The 19761-nt window shown below is 67.5% G+C and carries 17 protein-coding genes and 2 tRNA genes; 3 read left to right on the forward strand and 16 right to left on the reverse strand.

What is annotated here, in order from left to right:
* Positions 1–9: 9 nt before the first annotated feature.
* The 13 genes from FFS62_RS20595 to FFS62_RS20655 form a co-directional block, all read right to left on the reverse strand.
* A tRNA-Thr gene (locus tag FFS62_RS20595) sits at positions 10–85 on the reverse strand.
* A gap of 69 nt (positions 86–154) precedes the next feature.
* Positions 155–1186 carry a diguanylate cyclase gene (locus FFS62_RS20600; protein WP_137974726.1) on the reverse strand — a complete coding sequence of 344 codons (1032 nt, stop codon included), beginning with the start codon at positions 1184–1186 and terminating at the stop codon, positions 155–157.
* 17 nt (positions 1187–1203) lie between these two features.
* Entirely contained in the window at positions 1204–2214 is a 1011-nt protein-coding gene (locus FFS62_RS20605) for a chemotaxis response regulator protein-glutamate methylesterase (RefSeq protein ID WP_137974727.1), read from the reverse strand.
* Positions 2211–4463 carry a hybrid sensor histidine kinase/response regulator gene (locus FFS62_RS20610; protein WP_137974728.1) on the reverse strand — a complete coding sequence of 751 codons (2253 nt, stop codon included), beginning with the start codon at positions 4461–4463 and terminating at the stop codon, positions 2211–2213. Before FFS62_RS20610 ends, FFS62_RS20605 begins: the two co-directional genes overlap by 4 nt.
* On the reverse strand, positions 4460–5119 hold the full coding sequence (locus FFS62_RS20615) for a chemotaxis protein CheW (RefSeq protein ID WP_137974729.1): 660 nt from the start codon (positions 5117–5119) through the stop codon (positions 4460–4462). Before FFS62_RS20615 ends, FFS62_RS20610 begins: the two co-directional genes overlap by 4 nt.
* Complete coding sequence (locus tag FFS62_RS20620) at positions 5106–6362, reverse strand: protein-glutamate O-methyltransferase CheR (protein ID WP_137974730.1); 1257 nt, start codon at positions 6360–6362, stop codon at positions 5106–5108. The genes FFS62_RS20615 and FFS62_RS20620 overlap by 14 nt, the downstream gene beginning before the upstream one ends.
* Entirely contained in the window at positions 6359–6865 is a 507-nt protein-coding gene (locus tag FFS62_RS20625) for a chemotaxis protein CheW (protein WP_137974731.1), read from the reverse strand. The genes FFS62_RS20620 and FFS62_RS20625 overlap by 4 nt, the downstream gene beginning before the upstream one ends.
* Positions 6866–6872: 7 nt before the next feature.
* On the reverse strand, positions 6873–8495 hold the full coding sequence (locus FFS62_RS20630; RefSeq protein ID WP_137974732.1) for a methyl-accepting chemotaxis protein: 1623 nt from the start codon (positions 8493–8495) through the stop codon (positions 6873–6875).
* Between the two features lie 329 nt (positions 8496–8824).
* Entirely contained in the window at positions 8825–10045 is a 1221-nt protein-coding gene (locus FFS62_RS20635; RefSeq protein WP_137974733.1) for a methyltransferase, read from the reverse strand.
* A gap of 56 nt (positions 10046–10101) precedes the next feature.
* Positions 10102–10791: an ABC transporter permease gene (locus tag FFS62_RS20640; protein WP_137974734.1), complete on the reverse strand. Its 690-nt coding sequence runs from the start codon at positions 10789–10791 to the stop codon at positions 10102–10104.
* Positions 10791–11483 carry an ABC transporter permease gene (locus tag FFS62_RS20645; RefSeq protein WP_137974735.1) on the reverse strand — a complete coding sequence of 231 codons (693 nt, stop codon included), beginning with the start codon at positions 11481–11483 and terminating at the stop codon, positions 10791–10793. Before FFS62_RS20645 ends, FFS62_RS20640 begins: the two co-directional genes overlap by 1 nt.
* Before the next feature lie 55 nt (positions 11484–11538).
* A complete protein-coding gene (locus FFS62_RS20650) occupies positions 11539–12291 on the reverse strand; it encodes an ABC transporter substrate-binding protein (protein ID WP_137974736.1) in 753 nt (250 codons plus the stop codon).
* A 13-nt stretch (positions 12292–12304) separates the two neighbouring features.
* On the reverse strand, positions 12305–13078 hold the full coding sequence (locus tag FFS62_RS20655; RefSeq protein ID WP_137974737.1) for an ABC transporter ATP-binding protein: 774 nt from the start codon (positions 13076–13078) through the stop codon (positions 12305–12307).
* A 415-nt stretch (positions 13079–13493) separates the two neighbouring features.
* On the opposite strand from FFS62_RS20655, the gene FFS62_RS23555 reads away from it, so the two are divergent.
* From FFS62_RS23555 to FFS62_RS20670, 3 genes are read left to right on the forward strand one after another with little or no spacing between them, the layout of a single operon-like run.
* Positions 13494–15335 carry an adenylate/guanylate cyclase domain-containing protein gene (locus FFS62_RS23555; protein ID WP_137974738.1) on the forward strand — a complete coding sequence of 614 codons (1842 nt, stop codon included), beginning with the start codon at positions 13494–13496 and terminating at the stop codon, positions 15333–15335.
* Positions 15332–15835 (forward strand): SH3 domain-containing protein, encoded by a 504-nt coding sequence (locus FFS62_RS20665; protein WP_137974739.1) that lies wholly within the window; start codon positions 15332–15334, stop codon positions 15833–15835. The genes FFS62_RS23555 and FFS62_RS20665 overlap by 4 nt, the downstream gene beginning before the upstream one ends.
* A gap of 14 nt (positions 15836–15849) precedes the next feature.
* Complete coding sequence (locus tag FFS62_RS20670; RefSeq protein WP_137974740.1) at positions 15850–16749, forward strand: M48 family metalloprotease; 900 nt, start codon at positions 15850–15852, stop codon at positions 16747–16749.
* Between the two features lie 34 nt (positions 16750–16783).
* On the opposite strand, the gene FFS62_RS20675 is transcribed toward FFS62_RS20670, so the two are convergent.
* From FFS62_RS20675 to FFS62_RS20685, 3 genes are all read right to left on the reverse strand, one after another.
* Positions 16784–18730, reverse strand: coding sequence for an HD family phosphohydrolase (locus FFS62_RS20675; protein WP_137974741.1), 1947 nt, complete (start codon positions 18728–18730; stop codon positions 16784–16786).
* A gap of 110 nt (positions 18731–18840) precedes the next feature.
* On the reverse strand, positions 18841–19491 hold the full coding sequence (locus FFS62_RS20680) for a DedA family protein (protein WP_137974742.1): 651 nt from the start codon (positions 19489–19491) through the stop codon (positions 18841–18843).
* Between the two features lie 92 nt (positions 19492–19583).
* Positions 19584–19659: transfer RNA gene (locus FFS62_RS20685), tRNA-Phe, on the reverse strand.
* Between the last annotated feature and the right edge of the window lie 102 nt (positions 19660–19761).

Raw genomic sequence — 19761 nt, forward strand, 5'->3', positions numbered from 1 at the left:
CAAGTGTCGTGGTGCCGGCACCAGGAATCGAACCCGGGACCTACTGATTACAAGTCAGTTGCTCTACCAGCTGAGCTATACCGGCGAAGGGGTCGCCATTATAGCCATTGCTTCGACCCTGTAAACCGGACCGCATGAATCTGTGCCGTGGCGATCAATCGTCCGGGGAAGTGGGTCGCACCAGCATGCTGACTCGGTTGCGGCCCTGGTTCTTCGAGCAGTAGAGACCCTGGTCGGCGAGCTGGATCAGCAGGTGGCTAGGTTCGTTGTGCTTGGGTACCAGGGTGGCGCCGCCGACGCTGAGAGTGACGAAGGAGCCGCGTGCCGGGTAGTTGTGGGAAATATGGCGGGCCTCGATGGCTTCGCGGATTCTCTCCGCCACCACCTTGGCGCCCCCCGCGTCGGTGCCCGGCAGGACTACGACGAACTCGTCGCCGCCGTAGCGGGCGGCCAGGTCGGCGGGGCGGGTGATGTTGTCGCGCAGGATGCAGGCCAGCAGGCGCAGCAGTTCGTCGCCCTCCAGGTGGCCGAGATCGTCGTTGTAGCCCTTGAAATAGTCGATATCGATCAACAACAGGGAGATCAGCGAGCGTTCGCGTTGGGCGCGCAGCCATTCCATGCCCAGGTATTCGTCGAAGTGGCGGCGATTGGACAGCCCGGTCAGGCCGTCGGAATTCATCATCCGCTGCAGCACCAGATTGGTATCGAGCAGGCGCTGCTGGCTTTCGCGCAGGGCGCGATAGGCTCCGTCGCGCTGCAGCAGGGTCTGGTAGGAACGCGAGTGGTAACGCACCCGGGCGATCAGCTCGATGGCATCCGGCAGTTTCACCAGGTAGTCGTTGGCCCCGGCGGCGAAGGCGGCGCTCTTCACCTTGGGGTCTTCCTTGGTCGACAGAACGATGATCGGGATGTCGCGGGTCGCCGAGTGGGCACGGTAGTCGCGCACCAGGCTCAGTCCGTCGATGCCGGGCATCACCAGGTCCTGGAGGATTACCGTCGGTTTGATCTGGATGGCCTGATCGATGGCCTGCCGCGGGTCGGAGCAGTAATGGAAGTCGATGTTTTCCTGGTCGGCCAGGTCGCGCCGCACCGCTTCGCCGACCATCGCCTGGTCATCGACCAGCAGCACCATGGCGGCATTCTCGTCCACTGTCGCCAGCAGGGTCTGTTCGTCCAGTTCGCTCATAGGGCCCTCGCCTGCACTCAGGCAAAAATATCCCGCAATCGTGACGCAATGCCGTCCAGCGGGCGGATCTCGCTGGCCGCGCCGAGTGCCGCGGCTGCCTTGGGCATGCCGTAGACCGCACAGCTCTGCTGGTCCTGGGCGATGGTCGGGAAGCCGCGCTCACGTAGCTGTTTGAGCCCCTTGGCGCCATCGCTGCCCATGCCGGTCAGTAGCACGCCGACCGCTTCGCCGCGCCAATTACGGGCCACGCTGTCGAAGAACACGTCGATCGACGGACGATGTACAGAGTAGTCGTCTGGCTCGATGCCGTAGCCGAGCAGGCCGTTCGGCAGCAGGCGGATATGCTGGTCGCTACCGGCCAGCAGCACTACGCCCGGCTGTGGTGCCTCGCCGTCGCGGGCCACGCGCACCGGCACGCCGGACTCCTGACTCAACCAGTCGGCCATGCCGGGAGCGAACACCGCGTCGACGTGCTGCACCAGCAGCATGGCCGCCGGGAAACCGGGGGCAAGCCCCTTGAGCATCACGGCCAGGGCCGCCGGGCCGCCGGCCGAGGCGCCCACGGCGACCAGGCGTCGACAGGCCTCGACCGGTATTGGCTTAGCCGGGGACGGCGGCGGTTGCGTCTCGTGCCTGTTCATCAGCAGGCTCAGGTTGTGAATCTTGCGCAGCAGGGGGGCCGCCGTCTGCACCGGATCGGCGCCGCCCAGGGCCGGGATATCGACCACGTCCAGAGCGCCGTGGCCCATGGCGGTGAATACCAGGGGCATGTTGCGTTCGCTGTCGGTGGTCACCAGGAGAATGGCGCAGGGAGTCTGCGCCATGATCAGTCGGGTCGCCTCGACGCCGTCCATGACCGGCATCAGCAGGTCCATCAGCAGCAGGTCAGGCAACTGTTCGGCGCAGCGCCGCACCGCCTCTGCTCCATCGCCGGCGACCCAGATCAGCTGGTGCTCCGGGGCCTGGGCCAGGGTCCGGCGCAGGGCCTCCACGGCCAGCGGCATGTCGTTGACTATGGCGATCCTCATAGTGGCTCTCCGATCAGTTCGGCCACCACGTTCAGCAGGGTGTCGTCATGGAAACTGGCCTTGGCCAGGTAATAGTCGGCGCCGGCTTCCAGGCCGCGCCGGCGGTCCTCTTCGCGATCCTTGTAGGACACCACCATCACCGGCAATGACTGCAACCGATGGTCACGACGCAGCAGGGTGACCAGTTCGATGCCGTCCATGCGCGGCATGTCGATGTCGGTGATCAGCAGGTCGAAGTGTTCGGCGCGCAGGGCGTTCCAGCCGTCCATGCCGTCCACCGCCACCGCCACCTCGTAGCCGCGGTTGGCCAGCAGCTTACGCTGCAGCTCGCGCACGGTCAGCGAGTCGTCCACTACCAGGACCCGCTTGCGCGCCGCGCCGGCATCGCCAGCGCCGCGGGCGATACGCTCCAGGCGGCCGCTGTTGAGCAGTTTGTCCAGGGAGCGCTGCAGGTCCTCGACGTCGAGAATCAGCACCGCCGTGCCGTCGTCGAGCAGGGCGCCTGCGCTGACGCTCTGCACCTTGCCCAGGCGCGGGTCGAGCGGCAGGACCACCAGGGTGCGCTCGCCGAGAATGCGCTCCACGGCGATGCCGTACAGGGTCTCGCGCGCGGCGATCAGCACCAGCGGGATGCGCTCTTTCTGCGCCGTGCCCGGCGGGCGCTGCAACAGCTGGCTGGCGGCCACCAGGCCGATCGGGCGCTCCTCGTGGTTGAAGTGCTGGCGGCCCTCCAGCTGCACGATGGCGTGCGGCTCGATCTCGACCATGCGCTCGATATGCGCCAGCGGGAAGGCATAGGCCTCGCCGCCGATCTGCACCACCAGGCTGCGTACCACCGAGAGGGTCAGAGGCACTTCGATCAGGAAGCGCGAGCCACGTCCGCGCACCTGCTGCAGCTCGACACCGCCGCGCAGCTGGCGCAAGCCATGCTGGACGGCATCCAGGCCGACGCCGCGGCCGGACACCTCGGTGACCTGCTCGCGCAGGCTGAAGCCGGGCAGGAACAGGAAACTCAGCAGCTCTTCCTCGCTGAGCTGGGCGGCGGTCTCGGCGCTGGACAGGCCGCGCTGGGTCACCGCCGCCCGCACGCGTTCCAGGTCGACCCCGGCGCCGTCGTCGGCGATCTCCAGGAGCAGCAGGCCGGCTTGCTGGCGGGCGCGGATACTGATCAGACCTTCTGCCGGCTTGCCCGCCGCAAGCCGTGCCTCGGGCGACTCGATGCCGTGATCGAGGGCGTTGCGCAGCAGATGCACCAGGGGCGCCTCCAGGCGTTCCAGTACGTCGCGGTCGACCTGGGTCTTGTCGCCTTCCACCTGCAGGCGCACCTGCTTGCCCAAGGTGCGCGCCAGGTCGCGAAGCATGCGCGCCTGGCCGCCGAGGATGTCGGCCAGGGGGCGCATGCGGCAGGCCAGGGCGTTGTCGTACAGGCGCTGGGCGCGCTGGCCGGCTTGCCAGGCGAACTCGTCCAGCTCGTTGCCCTGGTGCTCCAACAGTTGTTGGCATTCGCCGAGCATGCTGCGGATCTCGGCGAAGGCCGCCAGGTTCGGTGGCGCGCCGCTGCGCAGGTTCTCCTCGAAGCTTTCCAGGGCCCGGCCGAGATGGCCCTGCAGGCGCCGGCCGCGCTGCAGGGCGGCGAGCAGGGGTTGCAGGCGCTGGGCCTCGACCAGGGCCTTGCTGGACAGATCGAGCAGATGATCGAGGCGCTGGGCGGTCACGCGCAGCACACGCTCGTCGCTGTCCAGCGCGGCGGCTGCGCTGGTTCGCACGGCTTCGCTGGCTGCGGGAGCAGGCGGCTCGGGCGGGGCGGATGCTGCCGGCTCGACGGGCGTCGGGGCTGGCTCTGCGTCTGGCGTTGGCGGCTGCGCGGCGGCGCGGCCTTCCAGGCAGGCGAGCGTGCGTTCCACGGCGGCTTCGGTCACGCTTCCCGGCGCGCTGGCGATCCGCAGCAGCAGATCGCTGCCTTGCAACAGCGCGTCGATCTGCTGGGCGCCCAGGCGCAGGCGGCCCTCCTGGGCGGCCACCAGCAGGTCCTCCATCTGGTGCGCCACGCTCACGCCCTGGTCGATGCCGACTATGCGCGCCGCGCCCTTGAGCGAGTGGGCGGCGCGCATGCAGGCCTCCAGCTGGTCGGCCCGGGTCGGCTCCTGTTCTAGCACCAGCAGACCCTCGCCGAGCACCTGGGTCTGCGCCTCGGCCTCCAGGCGGAACAGCTCCAGCAGCGAGGCGTCCCTCATCTCGTCGGGCGTCATGCCAGGCTCCTGAGCAGGCCCTGCAGCAATTGCTCCTCGTCCAGCAGGCGAAGGCTGCGCGTCTGCCACTGCAGCACGCCGCGGCTGCACTTGGCCGGGTCCAGGCGGTTGTCCTGCGCTGCCACGGCCAACTGATCAAGGGGGAAGGCATGAATGCCCTGCACCTCGTCCACCGGGACCAGCAGGTGGCCACCGGGCGCATCCAGTACCAGCAGGCGGGCGCCGCTCCTGCTGCCGGGTGCTACCGGCGCGGCTGCGCCGGGCTCCAGGCCGAGCAGCTCGACCAGCGACAGGCAGGCCACCAGGGCGCCGCGCACGTTGGCCACGCCGAGCAGCGCCCGCGAGCGCTGGTGTGGCAGGGCATGCACCGGGGTTTGTGGCGCCACCTCCACCAGCACGCGAGTGGCCAGGGCCAGCCATTCCTCGCCGAGGCGGAACACTAGCAGCGAGCGGGTGGCCACCGCCGTTTCGCTGGCGGCTTCGGCCTGTTCCCCGTCGTCGCGTTGCAGGGCATAGCGATCCAGCAGGTGGATGGCCGCGGCGGCGTAGACGGGGCAGTTGCGGCAGTGGATATGCTCGACCAGCAGCGGGCAGGACTTGTCGCCGCGCACGCCGATGCGGTTCCAGCAGTCGTTCAGCGCTTCAGCCATCGCCATTCACTCCGCGGTTGGCGCGCTCCTGCAGGCGCCGGGCGCCGGCCAGGTCGCCGCGTGCGGCGAGCAGAGTGGCCAGGTGGCTGAGCGCCTCGCGGTGCTGCGGCTGCAGGTAGAGCGCCTTGCGGTAGTAGTCCTGGGCCTCGCGCGCCTGGCCGCCGGCGTCGCTGAGCAGGCCCAGCCAGTAGAACAGGTCGGCCGATGGGCCCTGGGCGCGCAGCAACTGTTCGCAGCGCTGGCGCGCCTCGCTCAGACGGCCCTGGTCGGCCAGGCCGGCGACGGTGCGCAGCTCGTCATCGGGCGGCGCTGCGGTAGGCGCGTTGGGCGGCGTTGGTGGTGCCGGGCGTGGCGCGCGGCGGGGTGCCGGTACGGGGCGCGGCATTCGTTGCGCTGTCGGCGCTGCGGCTGGGGGCGGGCGCAGGGTGGCGGTGGGCGTGGGGTTGGTCGGCTCGCTGGGATGCTGGAAGGCGAAGGCCTGGGGTATGCCCAGACTCTGCATGCCCAGGCGCGAGAACAGGCTGGCCTCGGCCGGGCCGATGAACAGCACGCCGTCCAGGCGGGTCAGGCGCTTGAGCACTTCCAGCACCTGCTCCTGGGTGGCCTGATCGAAATAGATCAGCAGGTTGCGACAGAACAGCAGGTCGTAGGGTGCTTCCTCGGCGAGCAGGCCGTGTTGCAGCAGGTTGCCGCAGCGGAAGCGCACCTGGTCGCGGACGGCCTGATGCAGCAGGTAGCCATCGTCTCTGTTGGCGAAGTGACGGGCCCGGTAGGCCAGGTCCTCGCCACGAAAGGAGTTCTTGCCGTACAGACCAAGCTGGGCCCGTTCGATCACCCGTTGGCTGACATCCAGGGCGTCGATGCGGAACAGCGGCGCGGCGATGCCAGCATCGAGCAGGGCCATGGCGATGGAGTAGGGCTCCTCACCGGTGGCGCAGGGCAGGCTGAGAATGCGCAGCGGGCGGGCGCCGGCGATTCGCTCCAGACGCGGCCGGGCCAGACGTACCAGGGCGGCGAAGGATTCGGGATAGCGGAAGAACCAGGTCTCCGGGACTATCACGGCGTCTATCAACGCCACCTGTTCCTGCTTCGACTGCTGCAGCAGCTCCCAGTAGCCGTCGTTGTCGGCCGCCACACCGCTGGCCACCCGTTGAGCCACGGCGCGGGCCACCACGGGGGCGCCGACCGAGCCGACGTCCAGGCCGATATGTGCCTTGAGGAAGTCGCAGAAGCGTTGCTCGCCGTTCATGCCGGCGTCTCCGCGGGGAACAGCAGGGCGCGGGCCTCGGCGTTCAGCAGGTCGGCCACCCGCAGCCACTGCACCAGGCCGCGGGCGTCCTGGTAGATCGGCCCCAGATAGGGCGCATCGGGATTGTCCAGGCCGTAGGCGCGGAATTCCTCCGGGGCGCAGCGCAGCGTCTCGGCGGCCCGCTCCAGGATCAGGCCGAGCAGGTGCCGCTCGGCCGTGTCGCGCGGCTGGTAATGCACCAGCACCAGGCGTGTGCTGGTGCGCTGGGTGGCGGGCTGCCCGCCGAGCAGCTGGCTGATGTCGAGCACCGGCAGCAGCGTGCCGCGGTGGGCGAGCAGCCCGGCGACCCAGGCCGGTGTTGCAGGCACCGGCCTGAGGCGCCGCAGCGGCAGGACCTCGGCCACCTCGCGCACGTCCAGGGCGTAGCGTTCGGCGCCGACGGCGAACAACAGGAACAGCCGCTGTTGGCGGGCCGGCGCGCTGTGGCGATGGAGTGTGGACACGGCAGCCTCACACCTGGAAGCGCGAGACCCCGGCGCGCAGGCCGCTGGCCACCTGGCTCAGCTCGTCGATGGCGCTGCTGGTCTGGCGCAGCGAGTCGACGGTCTGTCCGGTGACCTCGGCCAGCTGTACCAGAGCCTGGCTGATCTGTTCGGCACCGCTGGCCTGGGCCTGCATGCCCTCGTTGACCATCGACACCCGCGGCGCCAGGGCCTGGGTCTGCTGGATGATCTGCGCAAGCTGGTCGCCCACCAGCTGCACTTCGGCCATGCCGCGGCGCACCTCCTCGGAGAACTTGTCCATGCCCATCACTCCCGCCGACACCGCCGACTGGATCTCGCGCACCATCTGTTCGATATCGTAGGTGGCCACTGCGGTCTGGTCGGCCAGGCGGCGCACCTCGTAGGCCACCACGGCGAAGCCACGGCCGTACTCGCCTGCCTTCTCCGCCTCGATGGCGGCGTTCAGCGAGAGCAGGTTGGTCTGGTCTGCCACCTTGACGATGGTGGTGACCACTTGGGTGATGTTGCCGGCCTTCTCGTTGAGGCTGGTGAGCTTGGTGTTGATCAACTCGGCGGCGGCGATGACCTGGTGCATGGTGTCCTCCATGCGGGTCAGGCCGTTCTGCCCCGAGTCAGCCAGGCTGGCGGCCTGCTCGGCGGCGCTGGAGACCTCGCCCATGGTGCGCAGCAGGTCGCGCGAGGTGGCGGCGATTTCCCGCGAGGTGGCGCCAATCTCCGTGGTAGTGGCCGCCGTCTCGGTGGCGGTGGCCTGCTGCTCCTTGGAGGTGGCGGCGATTTCGGTGACCGAGGTGGTCACCGAAATCGCCGAGCGTTGCGACTGCGCCACCAGGGCGGACAAGGCTTCTGCCATGTCATTGAGGCCCGTTTCCAGGGCGCCGAACTCGTCGCGCCGAGCCAGGGTCAGGCGTGTGCCGAGATTGCCATCGCGTAGCCGCGCCAGGGCAGCCAGTACGTGCTGCAGGGGATCGAGAATGGCGCGCATCAGCAGGTAACCGCAGGCCAGGGCCGCCAGCACCGCCAGCAGCAGGCTGAGCAACATGCTGGTTTCGGCGCGGGACACCGAGGCCACTATGCCGGCCGTCAACGCGTCGGCACTGTTGTGGTTCAGTTCTACCAGCTGGTCCAGCAGATCCTGTCCGTGCTGCCCGTTCGCCAGCAGTTCGTGCTGCATCAGCTGGCGCGCCTGGTCGAGCTGGTTGCCCTCATATAAGGCGAGTAGCTCCTTCTTCTGCGCCTCGTATTCGTGCAGATGAGCCTGCAACTTAGCGAAGATGCTCTGATCTTCCTCGCTACTGGTGCTGGCCTGGTATTGGGCCAGCAGGTCCTGCAGCGCGCCGTCCTGCTCGCGCACTTGTTGCAGCAGCGCCTTGCCCTGCTCGCTGCTCGGCGCGACGTTCAGCAGTTGGTGAGCCAGCAGCAGGTTGTGCGCCACGCTACCGCGGATGCGGTCGGTGTAGTACAGGCCGGGCAGGGCGTCGGTCTGCAGCTTATGTTCGCTGCGTTCGATGCTGAGCAGATGGGCGTAAGCCATGCCGGCCATCAGCAGCATGATGACGATGAGCGCGGCGAAACTGGCGAGCAGACGTTGGCGAAGAGTCCAGTTTTTCATTCTTGCTCCTGAAGGGCGACGCCCGCCTTGAGGTTCGACCCTGTTCAGGTATAGCAGCTGTATACGCGGGCTGCGGAGCATGGCGCTTCGCCACGAGCATGCCTGGCTATCAACGGCAATATGTTTATGCACAAAGAAGAGCTGGGCCACTGACGTGCCGCACGAATTTTGTGCAGTACCCCCGTTTTTTCCATAACGGTATGTTTTTTATGGACTTTTTGTTCGTGATCAAAAAATCTACAGACTTCGCCAAGCCCCATGCGGCCGGCTTCGCAGCGAGTTCTGCAGAAACTGCGCACAGAGTTATCCACAGCTTCTGTGGATGGTGCTCAGTTCCGCTCGGCGAGCAGCAGCAGGTTGCGTGGGGTCAGGCGGTGGGGGCAGAAGGTGCCCAGGCGCACCTGGTAGCCCTGCTCCTGCAGATACAGGGCACGGTCGAGCAGCAGCCAGATCTCCAATGGACGGCGGAACAGGCCACGGACCAGTTCGAGGTTGCGTACCTCGGCCAGGCGCTGCCAACCGGCGGCTTCCAGGGCGAGCCAGTCGATATGGCCAGTTAGCTCGATGCCCTTCAGCTCCGCCAGGTCGTTGCAGTAGCTGGGTAGATCCTTGCTCAGCCAGCTGACCGGCAGCGAGGGCGTTGGCAGATAGTCGTCCAGCCCACGTTGCTGGCGCTGCAGCAGATCGAAGGCCAGGCGCCGGGCCATGGACTGGTCGCGTTGGCGGCGCATGCGCTGGCCGGCGGTGACGGTTTCCGCCAGGGGCAGGCGCAGATCGTCCAGCGACAGCTGCAATCGCGATTGCCGGGCCGGCTCGGAGAGCGCCTGGTAGTGCGCAGTGGCGATGCGGTTGTAGCAGCAGGGCGCCACGGCCAGTTGGGCGCAGCCGGCGCCGCTGGCCAATTGCAGCAGGCGCACGTGCAGGTCGCCACAGGCATGCAGGGCCACCGGGCTGTGTTCGGCGCTCAGGCGCTCACCGGCATCGTCGGCCAGCACGTCCTGCAGCAGGTGCTGGACGTTCATGTGCAGGCGCTGGCTGAGGTGCTGGCCAGCGGCAACCAGCTGTTCGTCGTATTCCAGGCAGGTCAGCTGCTGGCCGCCCTGGGCCAGCAGGCGGCCGAGATGGCCCTTGCCGGAACACCAATCCAGCCAGTGCGTTGGCGCGCGCTGGAACTGAAGGCGACTGGCGAAGGCTTCGATCTGCTGCCACTTGCGCCCAGGTACGTCGACGTCCAGTCGCGCCTGTTGTGCTCCCAGCTCATGGCCGGGCAGTTCGCCGATCTCGCTCAGCGCGGCGGCGCGGGTGGCCAGCAAGGGAAAGGGCGCCGGCGCCTCTAGCCGCTCGGGGCAATTGTGCTCGGCCTCGGCCTGCTCCAGGCTACGGCCGCGCAACCAGGCGCCCAGCTCGGGATGCTTGGCCTCCCAGGGCAGGGTCAGACAGGAGAAGGGCTTGGGTCGCCACAGGTGCTGGTTGGCGACGAGGAAGTCGTCCAGGGCCTGGAAGCGTTCGCGCAGGGCGGGGCCGGTGAGGATCATGGGTGCGGATGCCATGCGGAGATGTCGAGCATTCTATCCCTCTCCCGTGGCCGGGAGAGGGACGCAAAGGTTCAGCGCCCCTGGCAGGCGTCGACGCGCAGTCTGCGCTCCAGCAGCTTGAAGGCGCGCACCATCACGTAGGCGATGACCAGGTAGAAGATGCCGGCGGCGAAGAAGATCTCCACCGGCAGGTAGGTGCGGGCGATGATCGTGCGCGACATGCCGGTCAGTTCCAGCAGGGTCACGGTGCTGGCCAGGGCGCTGGCCTTGAGCATCAGGATCACCTCGTTGCTGTAGGCCGGCAGGCCGATGCGCGCGGCGCGCGGCAGGATGATGTAGGTCATCGCCTGGGCGCGCGACATGCCGAGGGCGCGGGCCGCCTCGATCTCGCCGGGCGGCACGGCCTGGATGGCGCCGCGCAGTATTTCGGCGATATAGGCGGCGGTGTGCATGGTCATGGTGATGACGGTGCACCAGTACGGGTCGCGCAGGTACGGCCACAGCGGGCCCTGGCGCACGGCGTCGAACTGGGCCAGGCCGTAGTAGACCAGGAACAGCTGCACCAGCAGCGGGGTGCCGCGGAAGAAGAAGATGTAGCCGTAGGGCAGGGCACGCACATACCAGTGGCGCGAGGCGCGGGCGATGCCCATGGGCAGGGCGAGGATCAGCCCGGCGAGCACGGCGAAGGCCACCAGTTCGACGGTCAGGGCGGCGCCTTCGAGGAGCTTGGGCAGGTACTTGTAGATCACTTCCCAGTTCATCAGGTGCTCCGGATGAAGCCGCGGCTGGCGCGCTTCTCGAGGAAGTGCATGCCGATCATGGCGATGACGGTCAGGCCGAGGTAGATGAAGGCGGCGACCATATAGAAGGTGAAGGCCTGTTTGCTGGAGGTCACGGCGATCTGCGAGCGGCGCATGATTTCTTCCAGGCCGATGACCGAGACCAGCGCGGTGTCCTTCATCAGGATCATGAACAGGTTGCCCAGGCCGGGCAGGGCGATGCGCCACATCTGCGGCAGGATCAGCTTCCAGAGAATGCGTGCCTTGGACAGGCCGAGGGCCATGCCGGCCTCGCGGTGGCCCTTGGGAATCGCCAGGATGGCGCCGCGGAACACTTCTGTGGCGTAGGCGCCGAAGCACAGGCCGAGGGCGATGGTGCCGGCGGCGAAGGGATTCAGCTCCAGGCTGCCGACGCCGAGGAGCTCGCCGAGCGCGGCGAGGCCCTGGACGGTGCCGAAATAGATCAGCAGGACCCAGAGCAGCTCGGGAATGCCGCGGACGATGGTCGAATAGGTACCGCCAAGCCATTGCAGGGGCTTGTGCGAGGAAGTCTTGGCCAGAGCGCCGAGCAGTCCGAGCACCAGGCCGAGGGCCAGGGCGGACAGGGCCAGCTGGATGGTCACCAGCGTGCCGGCGGCGAGGGCGGGGCCGAAGCCGTGCAGATCGAGGGTCATGGGAGGCTACTGCAGAATGACGGCCGCCGCCCGAGGGCGGCGGCGGTCGGACGCATCAGTAGATGCTGAACGGGAAGTACTTGTCGTTGATCTGCTTGTAGGTGCCGTCTTCGACGATGGCCTTCAGCGCGGTGTTCAGCTTCTCGCGCAGCGGGTCGCCCTTGCGCACGGCGATGGCGATCTTGTCGTTGTCGAACACCGGCTCGCCCTTGAACTCGAAGTCCTTGCCGGCGTCGCTCTTCAGCCATTCCCAGTTGACGAACTTGTCGGCCAGCACGCCATCGAGGCGGCCCGAGGACAGGTCGAGGTAGGCGTTTTCCTGGGTGTCGTACAGCTTGATCTCGACGGTGTCGGCCAGGTTGTCTTCCAGCCAGGTACCGGCGATGGTGGCGCGCTGGGCACCGATGACCTTGCCTTTCAGGCTGGCCTTGTCGGCCTTCAGGTCGCTGCTTTTCGGGGCGATGAACTGCAGCTTGTTGGTGTAGTAGGCGTCGGTGAAATCGACGGCCTGCTTGCGCTCCTCGGTGATCGACATGGAGGCGGCGAGGAAGTCGAACTTCTTGGCGTTCAGGGCCGGGATGATGCCGTCCCAGTCGGAGGTGACCACTTCGCACTCGGCGCCCATCTTGGCGCACAGGGCCTGGGCGATTTCCACGTCGAAGCCGCCGACCTTGCCGCTGGCGTCGATCAGGTTGAAGGGTGGGTAGGCGCCTTCGGTGCCGATCTTCAGTTTGTCCGCGGCGACTGCCTGGGCGCCGAAGGCCAGGGTGGCGACGGCGGCCAGCAGGATCTTCTTATAGTTCTGCATGCGTGTTGCTCCGTTAGTGATTGCTGGACATGAATTGTTTACAGCGTGCCGATTGCGGGTTGGTGAAGACCTGCTCGGGCGACCCCTGCTCCTCTACCAGGCCCTGGTGAAGGAATACCACTTCGCTGGACACCTGGCGGGCGAAATTCATCTCGTGGGTGACCAGCAGCATGGTGCGGCCTTCATCGGCGAGCGCGCGGATCACGTTAAGCACTTCCTGTACCATTTCCGGGTCGAGGGCCGAAGTCGGCTCGTCGAACAGGATCACCTTGGGCTGCATGGCCAGGGTGCGGGCGATGGCGGCGCGTTGCTGCTGACCGCCGGAGAGCTGGTTCGGGTAGGCGTGGCGCTTGTCGGCGATGCCGACCTTGGCCAGCAGCGCCTCGGCCACCTCGGTGGCCTCGGCACGGCTCTGGCCGAGCACGCGACGGGGAGCCTCGATGATGTTGTCGAGGATGGTCATGTGCGGCCACAGGTTGAAATTCTGGAACACGAAGCCGATCTCGCTGCGCAGGCGATTGATCTGCTTGTTGTCGGCGGCGATCAGGTCGCCGTTCTTCGCGGCCTTCAGCTTGAGCTCTTCACCGGCCACCAGGATCTGGCCCTGGTGCGGGTTCTCCAGCAGGTTGATGCAGCGCAGGAAGGTCGATTTGCCGGACCCGGAGGAGCCGAGGATGGAGATCACGTCGCCGTCGCGGGCGGTCAGCGAGATGCCCTTGAGCACTTCGAGTTCGCCGTAGCGTTTGTGCAGGTTGCGGATTTCCAGCGCGGGCGTTGCCTCGGCCATGGGGTGTCCTCTTGTTATGCGGATGCGCTCCGGCTGCTGGCCGCCTTCCTAGCGTGCGGCTGAACCTAGCATAGCGTCGACGGAGCGCCAAGCCGGGTGCCGGCCCCACCAACCGTGGTCGTGGCGCGGTGTCGCATCATGACAGTTGTGTGTCGCGCCCAAACAAAAACGCCGGGGAGCCGTCTTGGTTGTCGCTCGCGACGTGGCGGGATAGCGGAGACCAAAGCCTGATGCACTGACCGGGTTGCGTTCGTTCCGGGGGCCGGCCGGCGCGGGCGCGCAGTGTACTGGAGCACCCCGGCCGGGTGAAGGGCGCGGCGCTGGCGAATGGCCAGGGTGGGGCGCTTCTTGCTAGAGTCTGCGCAGCTCCCCAGGGGATCGGGTCGAGCTCGACCAATCTCCAGGGAGTTGCTTCATGTCGCAGGCGCCGCAGTCATCCAGGGCCTTTCGGGCCAGCCTCTGGCTGGTCTGCGCCCTGGTCCTGCTGCTGGTGCCGCTGCTGCACCTGTGGACCCCGGTGCAGCGCTGGAGCAACGTCCATGGCGACTGGCTGATCCGCCAGCGCGCCGCACTGCAGACGCCCGACCCGCGTATCGTCGTGGTCGACATCGATGACACCAGCCTGCAGGCCCTGGTCGGCGAGGCCGGCAAGTGGCCCTGGCCGCGCTCGGTGCATGCCGAGCTGCTGGAGCACCTGCTGGCGCGGAAGGCCGAGGCGGTGGTGTTCGACGTGCTGTTCAGCGAGGCCGACCGCTTCCACCCCGATGCCGATGCCTACTTCGGCGAGGTGCTGGCCGGCAGCGACAGGGTCTACCTGGCCGCCCTGCAGCAGCAGGCCAGCGACCCGGCCAAGGCGCCGTTTCTGGCTTCCTACCCACCGACCACCGGCCTGCTGCCGGGCGGCGACCCGCAGCAGCGCGGCGTGCTGTTGCTGCCTCGTGCCATCGACCCCGCGCACTGGAAGACCGGCACCATCAACTTCACCCAGGACGCCGATGGCGTCGGCCGCCGTTACGACATCTATAGGCGCTTCGGCGACTGGCGCATGCCCTCGCTGCCGGCGCGGGTGGCGCAGGACCGCGGCGTAGTGCTGCCGGCCGCCGACAGCTTCCTGCTCGACTGGCGCAGCGACGCGCGGGTGCCCTATCCGCGCATCCCCTTCGCCGCGGCTCTGGCCCAGGCGCGTGGCGAGGTCGGCCAGCTGCCCGCCGACTACTTCGCCGGCAAGATCGTGGTGATCGGCACCACCGCCGCCGGCCTCTACGACCTGCGCCGTACTCCGCTGGACGATCTCTACCCGGCGGTGTTCATTCTCGCCACCGGCATCGACAACCTGCTCAACGGCCAGCGGCTGCAGGCGGCGCCGGCCTGGTCCATGGCGCTGCTGGGCATCGCCCTGCTGCTCGGCCTGCAGCTCCTGCTGCTGCGCGAGCGCCTGCTGCCGGCCAGCCTGCTGACCCTGGGCTCCAGCCTGGCGCTGCTGCTCGGCTCCTATCTATTGGTGCTGCAGGGCGTGCTGCTCAACGTGCTGCCCAGCCTGCTGGCGCTGTGGCTGCTGCTGGCCCTGGCCCTGGCGGTGTTCTACCGGCGGCGGCGCCAGCAGCTGTCCAACACCATCAGCATGTTCAGCCGCTTCCTCGACCCCCAGGTGGTGGCCCAGCTGGTGGCGCGCGAGGACCCGCAGGCGCTGCTGAGCAGCCGCGAGTGCCAGCTCACCGTGCTGTTCTCGGATATCCGCAACTTCACCACCATGTCCGAGCGCCATAGCGCCCAGGAGATCATGCAGATCCTGGAGAACTACTTCGGCGGCCAGGTGGATGTGTTGTTCAAGCACCGCGCGACCCTCGACAAGTTCATCGGCGACGCCATCATGGCCTTCTGGGGCGCGCCGCAGGATAACCCCAACCAGGCGGTGGACGCCGTCAACGCGGCGCTGGAGATGATCGACAACGTCGAGCGCTACCGGCGCGACTTCGATCACCCGGACTTCGACATCGGCATCGGCCTGCACACCGGACCGGCGGTGGTCGGCATGGTCGGGACCAGCAAGCGCTATGACTACACTGCCATTGGCGACACGGTGAATCTGGCCAGCCGCATCGAGGGACTGACCAAGGGCCGCGCGCGCTTGCTGGTATCGGCCGCCACCAGGCAGGCCTGCGGCGATGCCTTCGACTTCGTGCCCCACGGCGATTTCCAGGTGAAAGGCCGTGTCGAGCCGGTGACCCTCTTCGAACCCAGGAGAAAGACGCTATGAGAAGTACCCTTACCGCTGCCCTGCTGATTCTGGCGGGCTGGCTGGGCAGCGCCGTGGCGCTGGCCGAAGTGCGCAGCGGCATCACCGTCGAGGCCACCGCGTTGCGCGATGGCGGCGCGGCCAGTGCCGCCGTGCTGCAACAGCTGCCGGCGCAGACCCGGGTGAGCATCCTCAAGCGCCAGGGCGGCTGGTACCAGGTGCAGACCGGCGCCGGCCAGCAAGGCTGGGTGGCGCTGCTGGCGGTGCGTTTCGACAAGTCCGCCGGCGCCAAGGGCGGCAATATCGGCTCGCTGCTGGAAGGCAGTACCGCGGTGGAGCCGGCCAGTGGCGTGGCCACCGGCGTGCGTGGCATCAGTGACGACCAGGTCGGCGGCGCTGGCGGCGGCTCCGGCAGCCTGTCCCTGCAGCAGCTCGACCGCTATGCGGTGACCCCGGGCAGCGCCCGCGCCTTCGCCCAGCAGGGCGGCCTGCGCAGCCAGTCCATCGCCTATCCCCAGTGAGCCGGAGTCGAGCCATGCACAAGATTCTTTGCCGTACCGCCCTGCTCGCCGCCATCTGCGCCGCGCTGCCCGCCTGCGAGAGCCTGCAGGCCCTGGAGGGCGTGCAGATCCAGGGTGTCGACCTGTCGCCCCTGGCCAGCGCCGGGCGCAACCTCAGCGACATGGGCGAGAAGACCCAGGACGAAGAGCTGGTGATCGGTGCCAGCACCGCCGAGCTGCTGCTCAAGCAGGCGCCGCTGCTGGATAACGCCGGCGTACAGGCCTACGTCAATCAGGTCGGTCGCTGGGTCGCCCTGAACAGCGAACGTCCCGATCTGCCCTGGCGCTTCGGCGTGCTCGACAGCAGCGTGGTCGGCGCCTATGCGGCGCCCGGCGGCTACGTGTTCATCACCAGCGGCATGCTGGTGCAGATGAACAGCGAGGCCGAGCTGGCGGGCGTGCTGGCCCACGAGGTGGCGCACGTGGTGCAGAAGCACCACCTGGACGCGATCAAGCAGAAGGCCGGTGCCGGCCTGCTGGCCAACGTCTCGCGCTTCGCCCTGCAGGCCAGCCAGGCTAGCTCCAGTGCCCCGGCCAGCAGCGATGCGGTCTCCACCCAGAAGTTCGACCAGCTGGTGACCAACCTCTATACCCGTGGCCTGGATCGCGGTGACGAATACGAGGCGGACGAGATGGGCGCGGTGATCGCCGCCCGCGCCGGCTACGACCCCTACGGCCTGGCCAACGTGCTGCAGGGCCTGGGCACCATGAAGCAGGACGATGCCACCCTGGTGACCTTCCTCAAGGTGCACCCGAACATCGGCGACCGCCTGAAGCAGCTGGAACCCACCTACCTGTATCTGGACAAGGCCGCCGCCGGCGGCAGCCAACAGACCCTGGAACCGCGCTACCAGAAGGCGCTGTCGGCCAAGTGAGCATGAACAAGGGCGGCCATGAGCCGCCCCTTTTTCAGTGCTGGTGCTTGTCGCAGGGTTCGTAGTCGCAGACGTGATGGGCATACGCCGGCGCACCGGCCTGGGGCGCCACGGGTGCCGCCAGGGCGGGCGTCTGCGTCGGGTTGAGGTAGCAGCGCGAGTCGATGAACACCTTGACCAGATCGCCGTCCAGCAGGCCGCTCTTCACTTCGGCCTGGAGGATGTCGAGGGCATGCTCCACCGGCACCGCCGGCTTGTACGGGCGGTCCGAGGCGGTCAGGGCGTCGTAGATATCGCAGATGGTCATGATCCGCGAGCCGCAGGGAATCTGCTCGCCGGCCAGGCCCTTGGGATAACCGCTGCCATCGAGCTTCTCGTGGTGCGCCGCGGCAATTTCCGGGATGCCCTGCAGGGCAGGGGTCCAGGGGATCAGCTTGAGGAAGTCGCGGGTGTGCACCACGTGGCGCTCGATCTCCGCGCGCTCCTCCTGGGTCAGGCTGCCGCGGCGGATGGCCAGGGCGCAGAACTCGCTCTCCGAGAGCAGGCCGATCAGGCTGTCGTCGTGGCTCTTCACCACATGGCCCTGGATCTCCTGCAGGTGGTGGAAGTCGCCCTCGGTCAGCACGCTCGGCTCGTTGGCCTTGAGGATGTCGCGCAGGTACTGGTCCAGGCGCTCGCACTCCATGGCCAGCTCGGTCTCCCACTGCAGGCGCAGCTGCTCGTCCAGCGCGCCGTACTGCCGGTAGGCCTGCAGCATGCGGCGCAGGGTCTGGTTCTGCAGGCTCTCCTTGGCCAGTGCCACCCGGTAGCGCAGGTTGTCGATCACCGGCTCCGGCAGCTTCTTGGCCTTGGTCAGCACGTGCTCGCGCACACCGACCTTGCCGAAGTCATGCAGCAGCGCCGCGTAGCGCAGCTCGCGCAGGCTCTCGTCGCCCAGTGCCTGGTTGCGCAGGTGCGCCTGCGGCGCCATGGGCAACTGGCGGGCGAGGGCGATGCACAGGTCGGCGACGCGGAACGAGTGACCGGCTGAGGTCGGATCGCGCTGTTCGATGGCGAACACCGAGGCCTGGACGAAGCCGTCGAACAACTGGCTGATGTCGTCCAGCAACTGGCGGTTCTCGATGGCCACCGCGGCCTGGCTGGCCAGGGCGCGCAGCGAGGCGGCCATCACCTCATCGAAGGCGATCACCGTGCCCTGGGCGTTCTGGCAGTTGATGAACTCCAGCACCCCGACCACCTCGTGGCGATGGTTGAGCATGGGAATGGCCAGCAGCGACATGGTGCGGTAGCCCACCTGCATGTCGAACGAGCGGTTGAAGCGGTAGGGCGCGTCGCTGGGAATGGCGTAGGCATCGGCGATGTTCAGCTCGGTGCTGGTCAGCGCCACGTAGCCGGCGATCGAGGCCTTGGTCAGCGGCATGCGCTGTTCCTGGAAGCGGGTCGGCATCGAGCTGTTCTGGGTCAGCTTGAACAGCAGCTGCGGCTGCTCGCCCTTCTTGTCCACCAGGAACAGCGAGGCGGCGTCGCTGTTGGACAGGCGCCGGCCCTCGGTGAGGATCTTGCTCAGCAGGCGCTCCAGGTCCTTCTCGGCGGACAGGGCGAGGCCGACGTCGACCAGCTTCTGCAGGTCGCCATCCTTGTTTTGCAGGGCGGCGGCCAGTTGGTCGGTCTTCTGCTTGAGGCGGAACTGTTCGGCGGCGAAACCGAGCAGGGCGATCAGCTCGTCCTCGCTGGCGGCGGACGGCAGCGGCAGTACCCCGGTCGGCGCATCGAAGGCCACCAGGCTGGCGCCGCAGGCCTGCCAGGCGCTCAGGTCATCGGCGCGCAGCAGGCTGGCATCCAGCAGCAGCACTTCCAGGCCCGCCTGCACCTCGTCGGCGCGCGCCACGCTGCGCAATGTCACGCCCGCGCGGCCGAGGCGGGTATGCAGGCTGGAATCGGCAAAGAGTGGGCTATGCCCCACCGTAAAACTGGCTGTCATCACTGATTACCCTCGGCGGCGCGCCGACTCGGACGGGAGTAACGCTCGTCTGAGTATTGCACCGGTGGCGAGGGGCTACCAGATAGGCGACGGTTGGCCCGCGCCCCGGTTCACTCGGCGCGGGCGGCCGCCCGGCGATGGCGAATGATCTCGATCACTCCCGGCAGGATCGAGACGAAGATGATCGCCACGATCAGGTAATGCAGATTGCTCTGCACCACCGGCAGGTTGCCGAAGAAGTAGCCGGCATAGCTGAACAGGGTCACCCAGACGACCGCGCCGATCACGTTGTAGAGGGCGAAGCGGCGGTAGGGCATGTGGCCCATGCCGGCGACGAAGGGAGCGAAGGTGCGCACGATGGGCACGAAGCGGGCGAGGATGATGGTCTTGCCGCCGTGCTTGTCGTAGAAGGCTTCGGTCACTTCCAGGTAGCGGTGGCGGAAGATCTTCGAGTCCGGGTTGGCGAACAGCTTGGCGCCGAAGAAGCGGCCGATGCTGTAGTTGACCGCGTCGCCGAGGACGGCGGCGACGATCAGCAGCGGTACCATGATGTGCACGTTCATCGCGTCTTGGGTGGCGATGGCACCGGCGACGAACAGCAGCGAGTCGCCGGGCAGGAAGGGCGTCACCACCAGGCCGGTCTCGCAGAAGATGATCAGGAAGAGGATGCCGTAGATCCACGGCCCGTAGGCGGCGGTCAGCTCCGCCAGGTGGCGGTCGATGTGCAGGATGAAGTCGATGACAAGCTGGATGAATTCCATCTGGGCTCCACTCGCCGAAGCATGGGCGCGGTTCCTGCGCCGTAGATAGCAAAAACCCCTGAGACCTTGCGGAATCAGGGGTTTCTATATTTTGGTGCCCAGAGACGGAGTCGAACCGCCGACACGGGGATTTTCAATCCCCTGCTCTACCAACTGAGCTATCTGGGCAACGGGGCGCAATTAAACGGATTTGAAGGAGCAGTGTCAAGCTAGGGAATGAAAAAATTTCAGTGCAGACGGGCGGTTACGAATTTCCGGGGGGCTGCGGGA

Origin of the sequence: Pseudomonas sp. F(2018), assembly GCF_005508865.1 — a bacterium.
Lineage (GTDB): Bacteria > Pseudomonadota > Gammaproteobacteria > Pseudomonadales > Pseudomonadaceae > Aquipseudomonas.